21 protein-coding genes and 2 tRNA genes are annotated in these 19,282 nt (G+C 45.8%); 3 read left to right on the top strand and 20 right to left on the bottom strand.

Translation table 11 applies throughout. The annotated features are described in order from the left end of the window. The 9 genes from QMA41_RS25475 to fkpA form a co-directional block, all read right to left on the bottom strand. Positions 1-116: GTP-binding protein (locus tag QMA41_RS25475; protein WP_004743179.1), on the bottom strand; the 116-nt coding region annotated here is incomplete at its 3' end. 154 nt (positions 117-270) lie between these two features. Beyond that, positions 271-2,370, bottom strand: a complete 2,100-nt coding sequence (fusA, locus tag QMA41_RS25470) for an elongation factor G (RefSeq protein ID WP_019275016.1) — start codon at positions 2,368-2,370, stop codon at positions 271-273. 156 nt (positions 2,371-2,526) lie between these two features. Further along, positions 2,527-2,997, bottom strand: a complete 471-nt coding sequence (rpsG, locus tag QMA41_RS25465) for a 30S ribosomal protein S7 (RefSeq protein WP_006957063.1) — start codon at positions 2,995-2,997, stop codon at positions 2,527-2,529. Between the two features lie 117 nt (positions 2,998-3,114). Then, positions 3,115-3,489, bottom strand: coding sequence for a 30S ribosomal protein S12 (gene rpsL, locus QMA41_RS25460; protein WP_004399892.1), 375 nt, complete (start codon positions 3,487-3,489; stop codon positions 3,115-3,117). Positions 3,490-3,691: 202 nt separating this feature from the next. Next, positions 3,692-3,967 (bottom strand): sulfurtransferase complex subunit TusB, encoded by a 276-nt coding sequence (gene tusB, locus QMA41_RS25455; RefSeq protein ID WP_006957062.1) that lies wholly within the window; start codon positions 3,965-3,967, stop codon positions 3,692-3,694. Positions 3,968-3,974: 7 nt separating this feature from the next. Further along, positions 3,975-4,331 carry a sulfurtransferase complex subunit TusC gene (gene tusC / locus QMA41_RS25450; RefSeq protein WP_043009367.1) on the bottom strand — a complete coding sequence of 119 codons (357 nt, stop codon included), beginning with the start codon at positions 4,329-4,331 and terminating at the stop codon, positions 3,975-3,977. Then, a complete protein-coding gene (gene tusD / locus QMA41_RS25445) occupies positions 4,328-4,723 on the bottom strand; it encodes a sulfurtransferase complex subunit TusD (RefSeq protein ID WP_045987530.1) in 396 nt (131 codons plus the stop codon). The genes tusC and tusD overlap by 4 nt, the downstream gene beginning before the upstream one ends. After that, on the bottom strand, positions 4,720-5,442 hold the full coding sequence (locus QMA41_RS25440) for a transcriptional regulator (protein WP_019275011.1): 723 nt from the start codon (positions 5,440-5,442) through the stop codon (positions 4,720-4,722). The genes tusD and QMA41_RS25440 overlap by 4 nt, the downstream gene beginning before the upstream one ends. Before the next feature lie 185 nt (positions 5,443-5,627). Further along, entirely contained in the window at positions 5,628-6,422 is a 795-nt protein-coding gene (gene fkpA, locus QMA41_RS25435) for an FKBP-type peptidyl-prolyl cis-trans isomerase (RefSeq protein ID WP_006957058.1), read from the bottom strand. A gap of 138 nt (positions 6,423-6,560) precedes the next feature. On the opposite strand from fkpA, the gene QMA41_RS25430 reads away from it, so the two are divergent. Together QMA41_RS25430 and QMA41_RS25425 are read left to right on the top strand one after the other, a co-directional pair. Continuing rightward, a complete protein-coding gene (locus QMA41_RS25430) occupies positions 6,561-7,541 on the top strand; it encodes a PQQ-binding-like beta-propeller repeat protein (protein WP_019275010.1) in 981 nt (326 codons plus the stop codon). Between the two features lie 2 nt (positions 7,542-7,543). Then, the gene (locus tag QMA41_RS25425; RefSeq protein ID WP_021458239.1) at positions 7,544-7,771 is read left to right on the top strand and encodes a SlyX family protein; all 228 of its coding nucleotides are present in this window, start codon (positions 7,544-7,546) and stop codon (positions 7,769-7,771) included. Here the strand turns inward: QMA41_RS25425 and QMA41_RS25420 are convergent. From QMA41_RS25420 to tsaE, 9 genes are all read right to left on the bottom strand, one after another. Beyond that, positions 7,768-7,953: a DUF2065 domain-containing protein gene (locus QMA41_RS25420; RefSeq protein ID WP_021458240.1), complete on the bottom strand. Its 186-nt coding sequence runs from the start codon at positions 7,951-7,953 to the stop codon at positions 7,768-7,770. The two genes, QMA41_RS25425 and QMA41_RS25420, sit on opposite strands and share 4 nt — an antisense overlap. A gap of 62 nt (positions 7,954-8,015) precedes the next feature. Continuing rightward, positions 8,016-8,993 (bottom strand): protease modulator HflC, encoded by a 978-nt coding sequence (gene hflC, locus QMA41_RS25415; RefSeq protein WP_019275008.1) that lies wholly within the window; start codon positions 8,991-8,993, stop codon positions 8,016-8,018. A 2-nt stretch (positions 8,994-8,995) separates the two neighbouring features. Then, positions 8,996-10,189, bottom strand: a complete 1,194-nt coding sequence (hflK, locus tag QMA41_RS25410) for an FtsH protease activity modulator HflK (RefSeq protein ID WP_019275007.1) — start codon at positions 10,187-10,189, stop codon at positions 8,996-8,998. A 45-nt stretch (positions 10,190-10,234) separates the two neighbouring features. Then, the gene (gene hflX, locus QMA41_RS25405) at positions 10,235-11,524 is read right to left on the bottom strand and encodes a ribosome rescue GTPase HflX (RefSeq protein WP_019275006.1); all 1,290 of its coding nucleotides are present in this window, start codon (positions 11,522-11,524) and stop codon (positions 10,235-10,237) included. Between the two features lie 44 nt (positions 11,525-11,568). Further along, positions 11,569-11,835 (bottom strand): RNA chaperone Hfq, encoded by a 267-nt coding sequence (gene hfq, locus QMA41_RS25400; RefSeq protein ID WP_006957051.1) that lies wholly within the window; start codon positions 11,833-11,835, stop codon positions 11,569-11,571. Between the two features lie 187 nt (positions 11,836-12,022). After that, positions 12,023-12,970 carry a tRNA (adenosine(37)-N6)-dimethylallyltransferase MiaA gene (gene miaA, locus QMA41_RS25395; protein ID WP_281630908.1) on the bottom strand — a complete coding sequence of 316 codons (948 nt, stop codon included), beginning with the start codon at positions 12,968-12,970 and terminating at the stop codon, positions 12,023-12,025. Further along, positions 12,967-14,943, bottom strand: coding sequence for a DNA mismatch repair endonuclease MutL (gene mutL, locus QMA41_RS25390; protein WP_281630907.1), 1,977 nt, complete (start codon positions 14,941-14,943; stop codon positions 12,967-12,969). Before mutL ends, miaA begins: the two co-directional genes overlap by 4 nt. An 8-nt stretch (positions 14,944-14,951) precedes the next feature. Continuing rightward, positions 14,952-16,682 carry a LysM peptidoglycan-binding domain-containing protein gene (locus tag QMA41_RS25385; protein ID WP_281630906.1) on the bottom strand — a complete coding sequence of 577 codons (1,731 nt, stop codon included), beginning with the start codon at positions 16,680-16,682 and terminating at the stop codon, positions 14,952-14,954. Continuing rightward, the gene (gene tsaE / locus QMA41_RS25380; protein ID WP_019275002.1) at positions 16,679-17,140 is read right to left on the bottom strand and encodes a tRNA (adenosine(37)-N6)-threonylcarbamoyltransferase complex ATPase subunit type 1 TsaE; all 462 of its coding nucleotides are present in this window, start codon (positions 17,138-17,140) and stop codon (positions 16,679-16,681) included. The genes QMA41_RS25385 and tsaE overlap by 4 nt, the downstream gene beginning before the upstream one ends. Before the next feature lie 200 nt (positions 17,141-17,340). Here tsaE and queG point away from each other — a divergent pair, with 200 nt between their 5' ends. Further along, the gene (gene queG, locus QMA41_RS25375; RefSeq protein ID WP_281630905.1) at positions 17,341-18,453 is read left to right on the top strand and encodes a tRNA epoxyqueuosine(34) reductase QueG; all 1,113 of its coding nucleotides are present in this window, start codon (positions 17,341-17,343) and stop codon (positions 18,451-18,453) included. Between the two features lie 546 nt (positions 18,454-18,999). Here queG and QMA41_RS25370 read toward each other — a convergent pair. Together QMA41_RS25370 and QMA41_RS25365 are read right to left on the bottom strand one after the other, a co-directional pair. Next, positions 19,000-19,075: transfer RNA gene (locus QMA41_RS25370), tRNA-Gly, on the bottom strand. A gap of 37 nt (positions 19,076-19,112) precedes the next feature. Next, a tRNA-Gly gene (locus QMA41_RS25365) sits at positions 19,113-19,188 on the bottom strand. Positions 19,189-19,282 lie beyond the last annotated feature (94 nt).

Raw genomic sequence — 19,282 nt, 5'->3', positions numbered from 1 at the left:
ACTTTAGATAGAGTTGTACAGATTGCAGCAGTTAGAGTTGTTTTACCGTGGTCAACGTGGCCGATAGTACCAACGTTAACGTGCGGTTTAGTACGTTCAAATTTTTCTTTAGACACGATCGTGTTCCTTCCTAGTTATGATTCGCCGCGAACATTATTGATCACGACGCGCCAGAATTTGCTATTTTATGCGCCAACGTCCGTCAGCGCAATATTTGGACGTATTGATCTTTAAAAAAGTCTTGCTATTTTTAAAGGTTAATACGATTTATTAGTAACCACGGTCTGCAATGATTTTATCTGCAAAGTTTTTCGGTACTTCAGCGTACTCGTTAAACTCCATAGAATAAGACGCACGGCCTTGAGTTGCAGAACGTAGATCAGTTGCGTAACCAAACATCTCAGATAGTGGTACTTGAGCGCGGATGATCTTAATACCAGCCACACCATCGTCCATACCTTCGATCATACCGCGACGGCGGTTTAGGTCACCAACAACGTCACCCATCCAATCTTCAGGCGTAGTTACTTCAACATTCATCATTGGCTCAAGAAGTACAGGCTGTGCTTCTAATGAACCCTTCTTGAATGCCATCGAGCCAGCGATCTTAAACGCCATCTCGTTAGAGTCAACATCGTGGTAAGAACCATCAAACAGTGTTGCTTTAATATCTAGAACCGGGTAACCCGCTAGAACACCACTGTTCATTTGCTCTTCGATACCTTTCGCTACCGAACTGATGTATTCCTTAGGAACAACACCACCCACAATTTCGTCAACAAAGACAAAACCTTCACCAGGTTCAGATGGCTCCAGTTTGATCCATACGTGACCATACTGACCACGACCACCAGATTGACGTACAAATTTACCTTCAACTTCCGCGTTACCACGAATCGTCTCTCGGTAAGCAACCTGAGGTTTACCAACATTACAGTCAACGCTGAATTCACGTTTCATACGGTCAACGATGATATCTAGGTGAAGCTCACCCATACCAGAGATCAGTGTCTGACCTGTTTCGTCATCCGTTTCGACGCGGAAAGACGGATCTTCTGCCGCTAGTTTACCTAGAGCAATAGCCATCTTCTCTTGATCGGCAACAGAGCGAGGCTCTACCGCGATCTGAATTACCGGATCAGGGAACTCCATGCGTTCCAGAATCACTTTGTGGTTCTGGTCACATAGGGTGTCACCTGTTGTCACGTCTTTAAGGCCGATTGCTGCTGCAATATCGCCCGCGCGAACTTCTTTAATTTCGTCACGCTTGTTTGAGTGCATCTGTACGATACGACCAAAGCGTTCTTTCTTCTGCTTCACAGAGTTGTAGACTGCGTCGCCAGAGTTCACCACACCAGAGTAAACACGCATAAAGGTCAGCGTACCTACGAATGGGTCAGTTGCGATCTTGAATGCTAATGCTGAGAACGGTTCGTTGTCGTCTGCATGACGCTCTACTTCGTTGTCGTTGTCATCAACACCTTTGATCGCTGGAACGTCAATTGGCGATGGTAAAAATTCGACTACTGCATCAAGTACCGCTTGAACACCTTTGTTCTTAAACGCACTACCACAAGTGGCCAGTACGATTTCGTTATTTAGTGTACGAGTACGTAATGCTTGCTTGATTTCAGCTTCCGTTAGTTCGCCTTCTTCAAGATACTTATCCATTAGCTCTTCGCTAGCTTCTGCCGCTGACTCAACTAGATTGTTGTGCCACTCTTCAGCAAGCTCAAGCATGTCCGCTGGAATGTCTTCGTAAGTAAAGGTTGTACCTTGGTCTGCTTCACTCCAGTTGATCATCTTCATCTTGATTAGGTCAATAACACCTTTGAAGTCTTCTTCCGCACCAACATTAAGTTGGATAGGAACAGGGTTAGCACCAAGACGGTTTTTAATTTGATCAACAACACGTAGGAAGTCAGCACCTGCACGGTCCATCTTGTTCACAAATACCATGCGAGGAACGTGGTACTTGTCAGCTTGACGCCATACAGTTTCAGATTGAGGTTCAACACCCGATGAACCACAGAACACAACAACAGCACCATCAAGTACGCGTAGTGAACGCTCTACTTCGATAGTGAAATCTACGTGTCCAGGAGTATCGATAATGTTGATGCGGTGGTCTTGGAATTGTGCATCCATACCACGCCAGAAAGTCGTCGTAGCCGCTGAGGTGATTGTGATACCACGCTCTTGCTCCTGCTCCATCCAGTCCATGGTAGCAGCACCATCGTGAACTTCACCGATTTTATGAGAAAGGCCGGTGTAGAACAGAATACGTTCACTTGTGGTTGTTTTACCTGCGTCTACGTGAGCGACGATACCAATGTTACGGTAGCGCTCAATAGGTGTTTTACGAGCCACGATTGAATCCTCTTGAATTAGGGACTATTGCTATCTCCAGTTGCATTTTAGTCTGCTCATGGCAATTTTTACGTGCCCTAGATATAGCAATAGTTCCTAAGCTTACGCATAGGAACTAGAGTAGCGCCGCGAGGGTTCTCGCGGCACTGAAAGGTATTACCAGCGGTAATGAGCGAATGCTTTGTTCGCTTCTGCCATACGGTGAACGTCTTCACGTTTCTTAACAGCAGTACCTTTGTTCTCAGACGCATCTAGCATTTCAGCAGCTAGGCGTTGAGCCATAGATTTTTCACCACGCTTACGCGCAGCTTCAACTACCCAACGCATAGCAAGTGCGTTACGGCGAACCGGACGTACTTCTACAGGTACTTGGTAAGTTGAACCACCCACGCGACGAGATTTAACCTCTACCGCAGGGCGAACATTTTCAAGAGCTTCTTCAAATACAGCTAAGTGATCTTTACCAGATTTCTCAGCCATTGCATCTAGTGCAGTGTAAACAATTTTCTCTGCAGTAGATTTTTTACCGTCAACCATAAGGATGTTAACGAATTTTGCCAGCAGTTCTGATTTGAACTTTGGATCTGGAAGGATCTTACGCTGACCGATGACGCGACGACGTGGCATGGAATTTCTCCGTTGTCTTATTCTTCAGGTTATCCAAAACTTTACAGTTTCTTCAAAAATTAATATTAATTTTAGTGTTTGGCCTTACTTAACGCTTCTCTTTAAAAGAAAAGACGATTAAGACTTAGGACGCTTCACACCGTACTTAGAACGACCTTGTTTACGGTCATTTACGCCAGCACAGTCAAGTGCACCACGTACTGTGTGGTAACGTACACCCGGAAGGTCTTTAACACGACCGCCACGGATTAGAACAACTGAGTGCTCTTGAAGGTTGTGACCTTCACCACCGATGTACGAAGTTACTTCGAAACCGTTTGTTAGACGTACACGACATACTTTACGTAGTGCCGAGTTAGGTTTTTTAGGTGTAGTAGTGTAAACACGAGTACATACACCACGTTTTTGTGGGCACGCTTCTAGTGCTGGCACGTTGCTTTTAACAACTTGCTTTGCACGTGGCTTACGTACCAACTGGTTAATAGTTGCCATTAACTAGCTCCTGATTTACTTAAAAGTAAGCTTTGTGAAAAATCTAACCCTATCTACACGTCGTACCAAAGCACTTCGTACAAATAGGGACGCAAAATTCTATGCAGCAGTGAGAGGTGTGTCAAGAAATATACGGATCTTTTTTGTTCAACTCGAACGCGTGTGCCGTAAATGCTTATTCACAGTCTGCCAAGGAAAAGACTTAATCCCAGGTGAGAGAGTTTTCTTGCTCAGAAGTAAGGTCAACAAAGCCTTCGTAGTCGACCATCTCTATAGATGGGCTCATACGGTTAAGGATACCACGGGCTGCCAGATCACTCTGCAACACAAAGGTATTGAAGCCTTTTATTAGTGGGTACGTCTTATGTTGGGGATTAACCGCGTAAACAGCATCTTCAATCAATAGCAAAGCATCGCCATCAACATACACCTTAACGACGTCTTCCAGAGCCGCCACAGACTTAACAATATGTAACATGATTCCCTTAGAAAGAAAGTACTTTGTCAGCGCGATGGAGCTGCGCCTGCATATCAACAACAGATAGCGATTCAGCATCTATGACTAAGTCAGCTTGCGCTAAACCACGTTCAGCCAATGAGTCCGAGCAGACGTACACTTGTTCAATGTCGTAAAGATCAAATAGCTTGAGCATAGGTGAATAGTCTTTGCTAAGGATATTGCCTGTTTGCTGCCCAGCAATCAGCTGGTACACACCATCACCAATAAACAGTACGCTGATGTCTTCGCAATACGCTGATGCCGCCAGCAAAGCATCGACACCTTCTCGGCCGGACGCGCTGCCATGAGGGGCACTGCGGAACAGATAGGTTAACTGACTCAAAACTGCACCACTCTATCTTGGGTAAGCATAGCTTCAGCCAAACTGCCTAGCCCTGCCTGATGAAAGCCATCTGCAAGGTTACTTTGCATCAAGCTGTGTTGGTTGGCTTCATCCTGGCTGACTACACCACGGCGCAATGCGGCGGCAACACAAGTCTCAAGGCGCACTGCGTGTTCTGAAGCCAGAGATTGCCACGCTTTGACCAAATCAAATTCGTCATTCGCCGGTACACTCAGCGCGGTTCCGTTGGTTACGCCATCTTGGTAAAAGAACACACTCACTAACCGGTGACCTTTACCAATCAAACTACGGGCGAACTGATACGCCGTTCGAGCTGACTGGTTGCCATATACAGAACCGTTAACAACTAAGGTGTAACTCAAACAACTCAACTCTCGTCATCCTCAGTCTTGCGCTGGCGAATGTAGAGGTACACTGTGTGTTTCGAGATATTCAAGCGATCGGCAACTCGGTTAATCGCATCTTTTATATCGAAGATACCTTTATCGTACAGCTCCATCACAATCTGACGGTTTTTGGTGTTGTTCGATACTGACTTATCAGCGTTGATTTCTTCAATTGTACGCTCAACCGTTTGGTCCACCAGCTCTTCCACATCACTGGCAAAGTTAACTGACGATGCCGCTTGCTTTGCTTCTTCTGTTGGCATGAAAGACTGTAACACCTGAGAGAAAGGCGCATCGAGATTAACGTTGATACATAAAAGGCCAATCACCCGATTCTCACCATTACGAATCGCAACGGTAATCGACTTCATCAACACGCCACCTTTAGCGCGGGTAAAATATGAACGCGAGAAGTTGCGTTCAGAGCCCTCGATATCACGCAGCATTTTCAATGCTAAATCCGTGATTGGTGAACCGACCTGACGACCTGTATTTTCGCCATTGGCAATTTTAATGGCTGATGTATTGAGATCCTCCAGTGAGTGGAGCACGATTTCACAAAATGGGCCGATCAGGCTTGCGATGCCATCTACAACGGCTTCGTACGATCTCAATATAATTTTGTCATGCTCACTAAATGGCATCACATTGACAGATTCCATTTCGAGCAACATATCCGTGTTTACTGTGTCTGTAGTTGTCACTTTTTAAGCCTTCGAGCGAAAAATCAACAAATTGGTGTAAGTTTATCAGAAATTTTGAATTGAACATCAAGCAATGCCGCTATCTAGTGATTTAGAACAAATTATTCACGCGATACAGCGCTCAGAAAATGAAAAAAGGCCTGACTTTCGTCAGACCTTTCCATCTTTATTAAGAGAACGGTGGTTTACTGAACCGCTTGCTCACCTTCACCGTTATCGATTTTCAGCAGCTCAACCTCAAATACCAATGTCGAGTTTGCTGGGATGCTTGGTGTATCTTGCTCACCATATGCTAGCTCTGGTGGGATAACGAATTTGAATTTAGAACCCACAGGCATCAGCTGAACACCTTCTGTCCAACCAGAAATCACACGGTTAAGTGGGAACGTCGCTGGTTCGCCACGATCGTATGAGCTATCGAATTGAGTGCCGTCAATCAATGTGCCTTTGTAATGAACCTGAACCGTATCCGTGTCTTTCGGCTGATCACCTTTAGCTGGAGTCATTACTTGGTAAAGTAGACCTGATTCAGTCTTCTTCACACCTTCCTGCTTTTCGAAGTCAGCACGAAAATCATCACCAGCTTTCTTTGCTTCAGCTGCTTTTTCTGCTGCTTGCTTTTGCATCGTTTCAGCTACACGCTTGTCTAGCGACTCAAGTGCTGCGCGTGTTTCTTCTTCATTTAGCTCAGGGTTACCCGCAAACACATGTTCAATGCCTTTCAATACAAGGTCTTTATCTAGATTGATACCAATTTCGTTTGGCTTATCTAGGCTAGTATTCAGGTAGTTAGCGAACGATACGCCAATCGCGTAAGCTGCTTTTTCATCGTCGGTTTTAAAGTGAACCGTTTTACCGGCTTCTGCTTGCACTTGCTCGGCTGCAGGCGCTGCTTCTGTTTTAGCTTCTTCTTCTTTCTGACAGCCAACCGCCAACATTACTGTTGCTGCAAGCAGTGACACCTTAAAAATAGATTTCATTGAATTCTCCAATTAATGGCTAACCATTTGTCTTTGCGCACAAATCTGTAATTTAGACTGGTGCTCATAAGCATGTTGTACCACTATAACCAATATGCGTTTTAATTAAACGTTAACTAAAGCGGATCTTTGTATTTAATGCGAATTATTTTTCACACTCTGATACTTACGTTTGTCATCGCAGCGTTAAATGGCTGCTTTTTCTCCACGCAGGATGATCAACGTTGGGTAATTGAACCTCTGGGAACCACCAGTTTCGCCTTAAGCCGAGATGCCCGCTTTGCCCTTTTGTACTCCAAAGAGCATCAACTGGTACTGTGGGATCTCTACGAAAGCCAGCAGCTTGCCTCATTAGGCGAACAAGATCCTCAAGCTAGTACCGTTTCTCGAATCCGTATCTCAGATAATGGCCGATTTGCCGTCACCGCAACGCAAATAAACTTCGCTGTCTGGGATTTAGCTTGGACACAAGCACAAGGTCTTTGGTCGATCTCAGACGGATTAATTCGCGATGTCGACATTGCCAGCAATGGCGAACAAGTCTTGCTGGGGTTGTCTAACGGCAAGGCCATTTACGTCAACTTAGTCACTGGAAGACGATTAGAGTTCCTTGCCCACAATGAAAAAGTGAATTCTGTCGCCCTATCTCCTAATGGTCGTTTCGCGTTATCAGGAGGTAATGATTATACCGCCTACCTATGGGATACCCGTACAGGGCAAATTCTTAAGAGCTTTGAGCATGAGCAGCGCATCAATCGTGTCGCCCTACAAAGAGATGGTTTGTATGCCTTTACTTCAGATGGAGGCAATCAGGCAATCATCTGGGATCTTAGAACTGGAGAAAAAATTTCCAACCTGCGCAGTTTTTCTCGTCAGTTGATCTTCTCAACGGCCCGCTTCTCGGATGATGGGCAGTTCCTTGTCACAGGCACTCCTTCAAGCCGAATTATGGTCTGGGACGTACAAACAGGTAAAAAGGTCGAGGGATTTGAAGCAGAGCCTTTAAAAGATACTCGCCCTCCACGTGCAGTGGTGTATGATGCAGCTTTTGACAATCAGAACCGAGTGATCTCGGGCACTTCCGCTGGAATTGCTCAAGCTTGGAGCGTGGACTACTAATCATGACAGAAAAGCGTGTTGAAGAATTGGAGAACCGTCTAAACGACATGGAGTGCCAGCTGGCCTTTCAAGAACAGACCATTGAGTCTCTTAATGATGCATTGAGCCAGCAACAGCTGCTGATCACAAAAATGCAGGACCAGATGAAGTACGTGGTGGGCAAGGTCAAAAACATAGACTCATCTAATTTAGCCGATCCATCTCAAGAAACCCCGCCTCCACATTACTAACTAAACACGTACGCAATCACGACACCGGCTACCACTAAACAACCTCCGATACGCCTGAGTTGATTGTCTGGTTGTTCACTTAACTGAGCAACCATATTACGCCAGCCATTAGGGGCGATTAAAGGCCCTAGCCCTTCGACGATTAACACCAAACCTAATGCGACCCACAATGAGTTCGACATACGTAACTCCTCAAAAAAAGAAAGGCTCCACAAGGGAGCCTTTGTTATCTATCAACTTGAACTTACTTCGCTGGTGCACCAGCAGAGTTATTCATGTACTGGAAGAAGTCACTCTTCGGATCCAGTACTAAGATATCGCTCTTATCGCTGAATGATGTCTCATAAGCTTTTAAAGAACGCATAAAGCCAAAGAATTCTGGGTCTTTGTTATAAGCATCCGAGTAGATTTTCGCAGATTTCGCATCCGCTTCACCTCGAGTTACACGTGCAGTTTTGTCCGCTTCTGCTAGAACTGTTGCCACTTCTAGATCAGCTTGTGCACGGATAACTTCTGCCTTCTCACGACCTTGGGAACGGTGCTTACGCGCTACAGATTCACGCTCAGCTCTCATACGGCGGTAGATAGACTCACTGATTTCGTCAGGTAGGTTGATTTTCTTCATACGAAAATCAACGATCTCAACACCCAAGTCAGTCATTGCACTGTCTGAAGTGCCAACAAGAACGTTCTCCATAATTTGGTCACGCTCACCGTCAACTTCTAACGCTTCAAGAGCTGCTTCAGTTGTCACTTCTTCGCTGTCTGCACTTTCAGGAAGTACATCTTTGTTACGCGGGCCAGAAACAATCTGCTTGATCTCACGAGCACCAATTTCAGAACGTAGTACGTCGGTAACTTTACGTTCAAGTAGCGCTTCCGCTGTCAACGTATTACCACCACCAGTGGTTAGGTAGTAACGCCCGAAGTCTGAGATACGCCACTTAACGTAAGTATCGATCAACACGTCTTTTTTCTCAGACGTTACGAAACGGTCAGAACGGCTATCCATTGTTTGAATACGCGCATCCAGAGTTTTCACTCGATCGAATAGCGGCATCTTAAAATGCAAGCCTGGCTCGTAAATTCTTGATACGCCGTTATCATCAAGAACACGACCAAATCGAATCACCAATCCACGTTCGCCTTCTTGAATCACGAATACTGACATTAGCAGTAGAACAATGGTAACGACTAATACAGGGATCATTAACTTACGCATTCTTAATATCTCCCTTGACGTGAACCAGTTGAACGAGATTGTGAGTCTGAAGTTGTCTCATTTGTCTGAGTTTCTAGCTCAATTTGATCGTATGCAGAAGAAGACTTCGTGCTACGTTTGGTTTGAGTCTTACCTTCTTGACCCGCCAGTTTATCAATAGGCAGATACAGAAGGTTACCGCTTGATTCTGAATCAATCAGGACTTTAGACGTGCTTGAATAAACGCGTTCCATAGTATCTAGGTACAAACGGTTACGAGTAACTTCAGGAGCTGCTTGGTATTCAGGAAGTAGTTTCTCAAACTGCGCTACTTGACCAAGTGCTTCATTAACCACGCGCTCAGAGTAACCTAACGCTTCTTTCTTCAGACGCTCAGCTCGACCCGTCGCTTTTGGAAGAATATCGTTACGGTAAGCTTCTGCTTCACGCTCAAAACGCTCTTCATCCTCACGTGCTGCGATAGCATCGTCGAATGCGTCTTTAACTTGCTCAGGTGGACGCGCAGACTGGAAGTTGACGTCAACAATGACAACACCCATATCGTAGCTATCTACGATTTCATTTAACGTTTCCTGAGTACTTTGACGAATTTGCTGACGACCAGTCGTCAGGATGCTATCCATCAGAGAGTCACCAATCACTGCTCGAAGCGCAGAGTCGGTCGCTTGGCGTAAGCTATCATCTGCGTTCGTCACGCGGAATAGGTATTTGTATGGGTCAGCAACACGGTACTGAACATCCATCGCTATCGTCACAACGTTTTCATCTTTAGTCAGCATTAGACCAGATGAACGCAGTGAGCGAATTGCCTGTACGTTGACAGGAGTAACTTCATCAATGAAGCGAGGGCGCCAGTTCAGACCAGGATCTACGACGCGATCGTATTTACCCAATCGTAGAACAACACCACGTTCTGCTTCACCGATGGTGTAAAAGCCCGCAAAGAACCAGATTGCTATCGCGATTACTGCTATGACACCAAAACCTAGTGCACCGCCACCACCGATAGAAGATCCTTTGCCTCCTTTTCCACCACCAAACTTTCCACCCAGTTTCTGACTCAGTTTGTTAAATACTTCGTCTAAGTCTGGCGGTCCTTGATCACGGCCACCTTTGTTACCACGATTATTACTCCCCCAAGGGTCGTTATCGCGGCCATTGTTGCCGTTGTTATTACCAGGCTCATTCCACGCCATTAGAAAGCTCCATCATTTGATATGACGTTATACTGTAGCAGTCATTTAAGTAACTATAAAGTCACGTAAAACTGCCCCTTCTCTTTTTTCAAGTCTAGACCAATCCACTTGTTGCATGCGAACATCAATCAACAAGTTACCATCCTGATCATATTCTTCTCGTTGAATACATTTCATTTGGAAGAATGTACTACGAATGCGCCCCTGATGTTGTGGCGGTATTCGCAATTGATACTGAACCATTTGACTAGCTAAGCGCTCAGTCAGAGCATCAAACAGCAGTTCAATACCAATGCCTTCCATTGCCGAAACCCAAACGGCACGAGGAACACCTTCTTCGTCCCTTTCAATTCGAGGTTTCTGGTCTTCGAGATTATCAATTTTGTTCATTACGAGAAGAGCAGGTACCTCATGGGCATCAATCTCTTCAAGCACTTCATGAACAGCATGAATATTCTCACGAAAACGCTCATCACTGGCATCGACAACATGTAACAAAATGTCAGCTTCCTGCGTTTCTTGCAGGGTCGCTTTAAAAGCGGCGACTAGGTCATGGGGTAAATGTCGGATAAATCCAACCGTGTCAGCCAAAATGGCTGTTCCCACATCCGCAAGCTCAATTTTTCTCAACGTTGGATCCAAAGTGGCAAACAGCTGGTCAGCTGCATATACGCCCGCTTCGGTAATGCGGTTAAACATGGTGGATTTACCCGCGTTGGTATAACCAACCAGAGAGATAGTTGGGATTTCCGCTCGATTTCTGGCTCGGCGACCTTGTTCACGCTGCTTTGCCACTTTTTCCAAGCGGCGCAAGATAGCTTTTATACGGTCACGCAAAAGACGTCGGTCAGTTTCTAACTGGGTTTCACCTGGACCACGTAAACCAATACCACCTTTTTGTCGTTCAAGGTGAGTCCAACCACGAATAAGGCGAGTAGAGATATGACGAAGCTGAGCGAGCTCAACCTGTAATTTACCTTCGTGTGTTCGGGCGCGTTGAGCAAAGATATCGAGGATCAGACCGGTACGATCAAGGACTCGACATTTACACAACGATTCTAGGTTACGTTCTTGGGCAGGAGAGAGGGCGTGATTGAATATCACTATATCTGCAGCAGCAAGTTGCACCGCTTGGGCAATTTCCTGAGCTTTACCCTCTCCGACATAATATTTAGGGTGTGGTGACTGGCGACTACCGGTTACAACTTGTAACGTTGAGACACCAGCTGAAGATACCAGCATTTCAAACTCGCTGAGATCTTCCCACTCCCCTTCTTGCGTGAAGTTGATATGAACAAGTACGGCTCGCTCACCGGCTTCATAACGGTCAAACAAGCAATCAACTCCTTAAAATAATACTAATTTTCTTGTTCAGAGAATTAATCTTCTGATTTCTCTTGCTGACGCTCGCCACCCTGAGGACGTTCACCACTGTGGTGGCTAACTGGACGAGCAGGAACTACCGTAGAGATAGCGTGCTTGTATACCATTTGGTTTACTGTGTTTTTCAGCAAGATCACAAATTGATCGAAAGACTCAATCTGACCCTGTAGTTTAATTCCGTTTACTAGGTAGATTGATACGGGAATACGTTCACGACGTAATGCATTTAAGAATGGGTCTTGAAGAGATTGCCCCTTAGCCATTTTATTTTCCTTATTTTGTAATTTTGTTCTAGTTATTTAGCTAGTGGTGCGCTGCAAAACTAGGTGCGGCCTTTGCATCTGAGCTAAACGATAAAAAACACCCTGTCGTTACCTGTTATGACGGCTTTACCATCAAATTTCAAGTAACAGATCCTTTACAGGGTACATTCACGCAAAAGCGATCACATTATACACAGCTAAAACCTTCAGACGCTATGGCATTTGATACGGTTTCTAGAGACTGTTCTATGTTTTCGCTATCTAACCAAGTTAAATCATCCCAGCTGCGTAACCAGGTGATTTGTCGCTTGGCCAACTGGCGGGTCGCACAGATACCTTTAAATATGGCATCATCAAGTGTGCAATTCCCAGCCAAATAATCCCACATCTGCCGATAACCGACGCAACGAATAGAAGGAAGATCGGGGTTAAGATCATCGCGAGCGTACAACTCACGCATTTCTTGCTCGAATCCTGCTTCCATCATTTTGTCGAACCTCAATTCGATTCGGCGATGGAGTTCAGCCCTTTCCTTGGGAGCTATAGCGAACTGTTTCACTCTAAACGGCAGGCTTTCACCTTTGGTTTGAGTCAGTTCAGTAAGAGTTTTACCTGAAATTCGATAAACTTCCAATGCCCTCGACAATCTTTGCGGATCATTCGGGTGGATTCGTTCAGCAGAAACCGGATCAATCTCTTTGAGTTGATCGTGCAGTACCTCCCAGCCTAGAGTCAATGCTTCTTGCTCAATTTGCTGACGGATTTCAGGGTTTGCAGCCGGAAGAGGTGACAAACCTTCCAGTAGTGCTTTGTAATAGAGCATGGTGCCACCAACCAAGAGTGGAATCTTGCCTTGCTCTACAATCTTGTGCATTTCATTCAACGCATCGCGACGAAAGTCTGCGGCGGAATAGGCTTCGCTAGGATCGAGAATATCGATCAATCGATGCGGGGCCTGTGCCTGTTCTTCATCATCAGGCTTGGCGGTACCGATATCCATCCCTTTATAAATTAGAGCGGAATCCACAGAAATAATTTCCACTGGAAATTTTTTTCGCAGGCGGATAGCCAGATCGGTTTTCCCCGATGCGGTTGGCCCCATTAAAAAGAGGGCCAAAGGTAATTCATTCTTCATAACTTCATCGCTGCAATGGTTGCAGAAAAATCAACAGGGCGAACAAAAGTACGGTCATCTAACGGCAGGTTCCCCTGCCAAAGTTGTTCTATCTCAGCAATGACCTGTATCGCTTCCGACAAAGTGTAGTCGCTTTTAACCTGTGTGATCTGGTTAGTTAACCAATCAGAGAGCGCCTGTGGTGGCAAAGCTTGATCATTCTCTGATATCAAAGCGGCGTAAGATAACAGATCTGGTATTAATTGTTGCAAATTTTGCTGACGAAGCGGCTGAGGTACCCCCATGATCATCAATGAGGATGAGTTTCGACTCTTCAACTCTATGCCAAACTGCATCAACGTTGCGTGATGCTGTTGAGAGGCTTCAATCTGCTGAGGATCGAGTTTCAATGACAATGGCACCAAGAGAGGCTGACTCTTCAGTCCACCTCCATTGAGAGACAATTGCCCGTTCACACGCAACCATTCTGCTTTAGCCATTGAGACTACCCTCGCTCCCAGCTTATCTCCCATAAGCAAGTACTGGCCTTGAGTCACGCAGACAGCTTTGCCCAATGCCTCTATTGTCTCAGCAGGCTCTGCGAGAGCTGAAGGTACAGGTTCGAGTTCTGAAGGAATTGAAGGGGCTTTCTGAGACAACACTGGTGTTTCCAGCAACTCTTTGTAAGCACGCACTTCCTGCTTGCTTGGTGCTGGCTCTCCATAGCGCTCTTCAGATTTCGCTTTTTGCCGAGGTACAGGACGCGACTCTACCCAGTCACTTTTCGCTGCTGCCTCACGTACCTGAGTACGCTCTTTCTCAGCTTGACGCTTTTCTTCATAGCCTTGCTGACCAGGATAAGCAGGCACTTTTTCCACTGCTCGATACACGCTTTCAGACACAGGATTGGTGTCGGCAGTGACGGGGGTAGGTATTTCCGGTGTAACGGGTTCTGTATGAAATGCAGAGGCGTTGATGTCGGGTTTATCAATCTGAGCACTCTGTACTAGAGCATCACTCAAGGCTTGATAAATAAAGTCATGTACCAGACGAGCTTGATGGAAACGCACTTCATGTTTCGCCGGATGGACATTCACATCGACTTGATGGGGGTCAATCTCAATAAACAGCACATAAGTAGCAAACTGTTCAGGACGTAGACTGGTCTCGTAGCTTTGCCTAATGGCATGGTTGATCAGCTTGTCACGCATCATACGGCCATTGACGTAGCAGTATTGCAGATCACTTTGCTGACGAGCTCCTTCGGGCGTCGTGATCCAGCCATGCAGCTTGAGCCCTTGGTGTTCAAGCTCAATTTTCAACATATTGCGCACGAACGGGTTGCCACATACCGCTGCAATGCGCTTCTCTTCTTGAACCTGAGTCTTAGCCGCTCTGTACTGTTTGATCATTTTGCCGTTGTGTCGCAAATTGATCGTGACGTCAAATCGGCTTAAAGCGATACGTTTTAACAGCTCATCAATATGAGTAAACTCGGTCTTCTCTGTGCGGAGGAATTTACGCCTAGCTGGCGTATTGAAAAACAGATCCAACACTTCGACTGACGTACCAATAGGGTGCGCCGTCGGTTGCAGCTTAACTTGCATCTCGCGTCCTTCACTGTACGCAGACCAAGCCTGATCTTGTGTGGCAGGACGAGAGGTCAGTGTCAGACGAGCAACAGAACTAATACTGGCAAGCGCTTCGCCACGAAACCCTAAACTCACGATCGCTTCAAGATCATCTAAGCTATGTATTTTTGACGTCGCATGACGACTCAAAGCTAAGCCCAACTCATCCTTGGCAATGCCTTTGCCATTGTCACGTACACGGATAAGCTTAGCGCCACCTTTTTCGATATCAATATCAATCCGGGTAGCACCAGAGTCTAAACTGTTTTCGACCAGCTCTTTGACAACAGAAGCTGGTCTCTCGACCACTTCCCCTGCGGCAATCTGGTTAGCCAGTCGTGCTGGTAGAATTTTAATCGTCATGCTTGTCGCTACTTATTCGGAATGATCAGTACCTGACCAATCGCCAGTTCATCTGAACGCAGATTATTAGCTTTTCGGATCGCGCTGACACTTACATCATACTGGCTGGCAATTTTCCCAAGGAACTCACCACGCTTCACTTTGTGTTTACGTAACGGCTGATCTTTCATGCTGACGGTAATTTTCAGCTTTTGACCGAGCTTCAGCGTGTCAGAACGCAGTTTGTTTTCGCGTTTAATCGTTGCAACCGACACTTTGTATCGCGCAGCAATCTTACCGAGGTATTCCCCACTTTGAACCACATGAGTGATGGTCTTGGTTTCCACCGGATTCGTCACTTTAGGTACTGGTATTGCACCTTTTGAGCCTGGGATCGTCAACACCTGACCAATCGCGAGACCAGAACTTTTCAGCTTATTGGCCTGCATGATGGCTTTCGTTGTCGTGCCGTACTTTTTGGCAATCACTGACAGCGATTCACCGCGTTTAACCTTATGTTTTATAGTCTTACCACGATTCGAGAACAGAGTACCTTCAGGTGGATTCGCTTCAAAGTACTGAACAATCGCTTTAGTCAGTGCACGCGCCAATTTATCTTGATGGCTGCGTTGAAAAAGTAATTTTTCTTCTGTCGGGTTAGTAATGAACCCAGTCTCAACCAAGACAGATGGAATATCAGGCGACTTCAATACCGCTAGGCTGGCGTTCACAGGTTGCTTCTTGTGTAGTTTAATTCCAGCTCTGCTCATCTGTTTGAGGATCTTAGTGGCAACTTTATAGCCTTCTTTCTGAGAATGACTGAACTGCAGATCCAACAACGTCTGGCTAACATTCTTATCGCTGGTGTTCTTAGAAAGAACTTCACCTGCACCACCCAGTAGTTGCGACTGTTCTTCGTGATTCTCTACCCAACGGGCGATTTCTGAATTTGCTCGACGTGTATTAAGCACAAACACTGAACCACCGCGCGGCTGCGGAGTGCGGAAACCATCAGCATGAATTGAAACTAATAAATGTGCCTTGCTGCCACGCGCAATTTCGGAGCGTTTGTTGAGATTCACAAAGTAATCACCACGACGAGTCAACACGGCTTTCATGCCCGGAACAGCATTGATCTGAGCAGCAATTTTCTTGGAGATTGCCAAAGTCGCATGCTTCTCATACTTGCGGCTTGGCCCGATAGACCCTGGGTCTTCACCACCGTGCCCAGCGTCAATCGCAACAACGATATCAGCGGTGCCCAATAACTGAGAGGCATCTCGACTCACTTGAGGTGAACTACTAGACGAAGAAGGCTTGGCTGCTGAGGTAGATGAAGAGGATGAGCCATGAGGCATGTCGATCACCAAACGATGACCATATTGACCACCCGGAGTAGGCGCCAGCTTAAACAACTGAGGCGTCACTTTGCGTTTGAGTTCAAACACCAGTCGATAGGTACCTTTCTGTGGTGGCGAACTCTTACGAATCCTTTTCAGTACTGGACTTTCCGAGACGTTAATCGGTAATTTGGTATTGATGGAAGTCTGCTTGAGATCCACGACTAAGCGATCAGGACTGCTGAGTGTGAAATAGCTGTACTCCGCCTCCGATGCCAAATCAATCACCACACGGGTTTCGTCAGGAGACGGCCAAACACGAATACTTTCAAGAGCATTTGCCCACACACGAGTGGGCAAAAGAAACAGAGCTAGGAGAAAAGAGACAGAGACAGCTCGAACGAATTTATTGATTATCATAACTCCAACTGTTCAAGTAATTTAGATCCATAATCATTATTGGCAGTGAGATCAACCACGCGCGCTTCACCGTCATAGCGCAACTCTATATCCAGATCTGCGCGAGGAAGCAAACCCTGACCTTTCTCTGGCCATTCAACCAAACAGATCGCATCAGGCGTAAAGTAATCTCGGATCCCCATGAACTCCAACTCTTCCGGATCGGCTAAGCGGTATAGATCAAAATGATAAACTTGCCATTGGTCTAGCTGGTACGGCTCCACTAGGGTATAGGTTGGGCTTTTCACATTTCCCTGATGACCCAGTGCACGCACAAAACCTCGGCTGAATGTCGTTTTACCAGCGCCCAAATCACCGTGTAAATAGATGGTGGTTTGTTGAGAGCATAGGTTTGCCAAGACTGTCCCTAATTGAATCGTTGCTTGTTCATCTTTAAGGGCAAAATGTTTCGTGGTCATGAAGATCAATCTCTACTGGGTGACTATATAAAAATCAAAAGAACAGGAATAGTAAACTGGGTTGGAATTGAGAGACAAGGTCTGTTGTGTAAGTAAAAGCCAAATTCCTGCTATTTTGGCATGAATTCTCTGATTTCGCTGCTAGATTCAACGAAAAAGATCCGTTAAGATCCGCCCCCCATTTCACCAGAGTCATTAGCATGAACTACCAAGAGCTCGCAAACAAGATCAAAGCTTGGGCACAAGAGCTTGGCTTCCAGAAAGCCGGTATCTGCGATGTTGACCTGAGTGAACACGAAGCAGCACTGCAAAAATGGCTTGATGCCGGCTATCACGGTGAGATGGATTGGATGGCACGTCACGGCATGATGCGAGCACGACCTGCTGAGCTTCTGCCTGGCACAGTGCGAGTCATTAGCGTCCGCATGGACTACCTCCCTCCTGAAGCGCTATTTGCAGCCAACTTAGCCAACCCCACCCAAGCTTATATAAGCCGCTATGCACTAGGCCGAGATTACCACAAACTGGTACGCAACCAGCTAAAGAAACTTGGCCGGAAAATAGAACAAGAAGTGGGGCAGTTTGGCTACCGCCCTTTTGTCGATTCCGCGCCTATTCTCGAGCGTCCTTTAGCGCAAAAAGCAGGACTAGGTTGGACCGGAAAGCACTCCCTCATTCTGGATAAAGATTGTGGTTCGTGGTTTTTTCTTGGTGAGCTACTCATCGATTTACCTTTGCCCGTCGATGAAGCGCACCAAGGTGACTGTGGTAAATGTACCGCTTGTATCACTTCCTGCCCTACTCAAGCCATTATTGAAGAAGGCGTCGTTGATGCACGACGATGCATTTCTTACCTGACCATTGAATTCGACGGCGTGATTCCTGAAGAATTCCGCAAGCCTATGGGTAACCGTATTTATGGGTGCGATGACTGCCAGCTTGTTTGCCCATGGAACCGCTTCTCTGAATTAACTGAACGCGAAGATTTTCATCGTAGACAGGCGTTAACCTCACCAGATCTTGTTACTCTGTTTACATGGGATGAAAAAACATTTCTCAAAAATATGGAAGGTTCTGCCATTCGAAGAATAGGTCATATCCAATGGTTAAGAAATTTGTCGATCGCCATGGGCAATGCGCCATATTCAGCTAATATTATTGAGGCACTAGAGCTGCGTATAGGATTGAGTGAAGTACTGGATGAACATATTCGTTGGGCGATAGAGCAACAAATTGCCCAAATACCCCATTCATCGACTAAGCTAAATAGGCTAATCCGTATCGTGCAAAAAGGGCTCCCCAGAGATGCATAAACTTTGCCTGATATAACACGGCGTAATTTGATTTAGCTCTAAAAACGAGAATGTGGAAAAAAGAAAGGGCGATTGCTTGTTTTCTTTCAGCTAAAGAAGTTAATCACATTAGCCATAAATGACCAAGATCAAAAAACAATCACTTAATGATCGAACGAGATTCTCTTTAGCTAACAACGGCTAAGCGATAAATTCTTTTAATACAAAGGCTTAGCTTAATATCAGGAATCAGAAAGAAACTTTCATAACACAAAAGATCATTTCTCTTCGACTCAAATCAGCATCCATAATCAGGTTACCCACCAACTTATCCACAGGACAATAATTGTGGATAACTCTGTTAGTTTTTACAGCCAGCCCTGACTCACCGAGGCTTGTCATTAAAAAATAAAACGAGCACATCTCGTGCTGATTTGAATTTTAGACATAAAAACGCCCACCGTAATGGAGGACTTATTATGATTTTGATTGGTTTATGCTTCACAGCATTAGATAAAGAGCGGTGACCTTTAAGGTCGATCAGACGTCTGAAGTCTGAGAAGAATTTGGAGCGACACACGAGGTTCGAACTCGTGACCTCAACCTTGGCAAGGTTGCGCTCTACCAACTGAGCTAGTGTCGCAGTTCATTATTCAAAGCATAATGAAGGCTTAGAAAATTGGAGCGACACACGAGGTTCGAACTCGTGACCTCAACCTTGGCAAGGTTGCGCTCTACCAACTGAGCTAGTGTCGCATATTCTCATAAGGAGAATTGGTTGCGGGGGCCGGATTTGAACCGACGACCTTCGGGTTATGAGCCCGACGAGCTACCAAGCTGCTCCACCCCG

Source organism: Vibrio sp. St2 (assembly GCF_947311885.1).
In the GTDB taxonomy this organism is placed as follows: Bacteria; Pseudomonadota; Gammaproteobacteria; order Enterobacterales; family Vibrionaceae; genus Vibrio; species Vibrio coralliilyticus.
The sequence above is the reverse complement of the archived record's forward strand: the minus strand, read 5'-3'. Positions and strand labels throughout refer to the sequence as shown.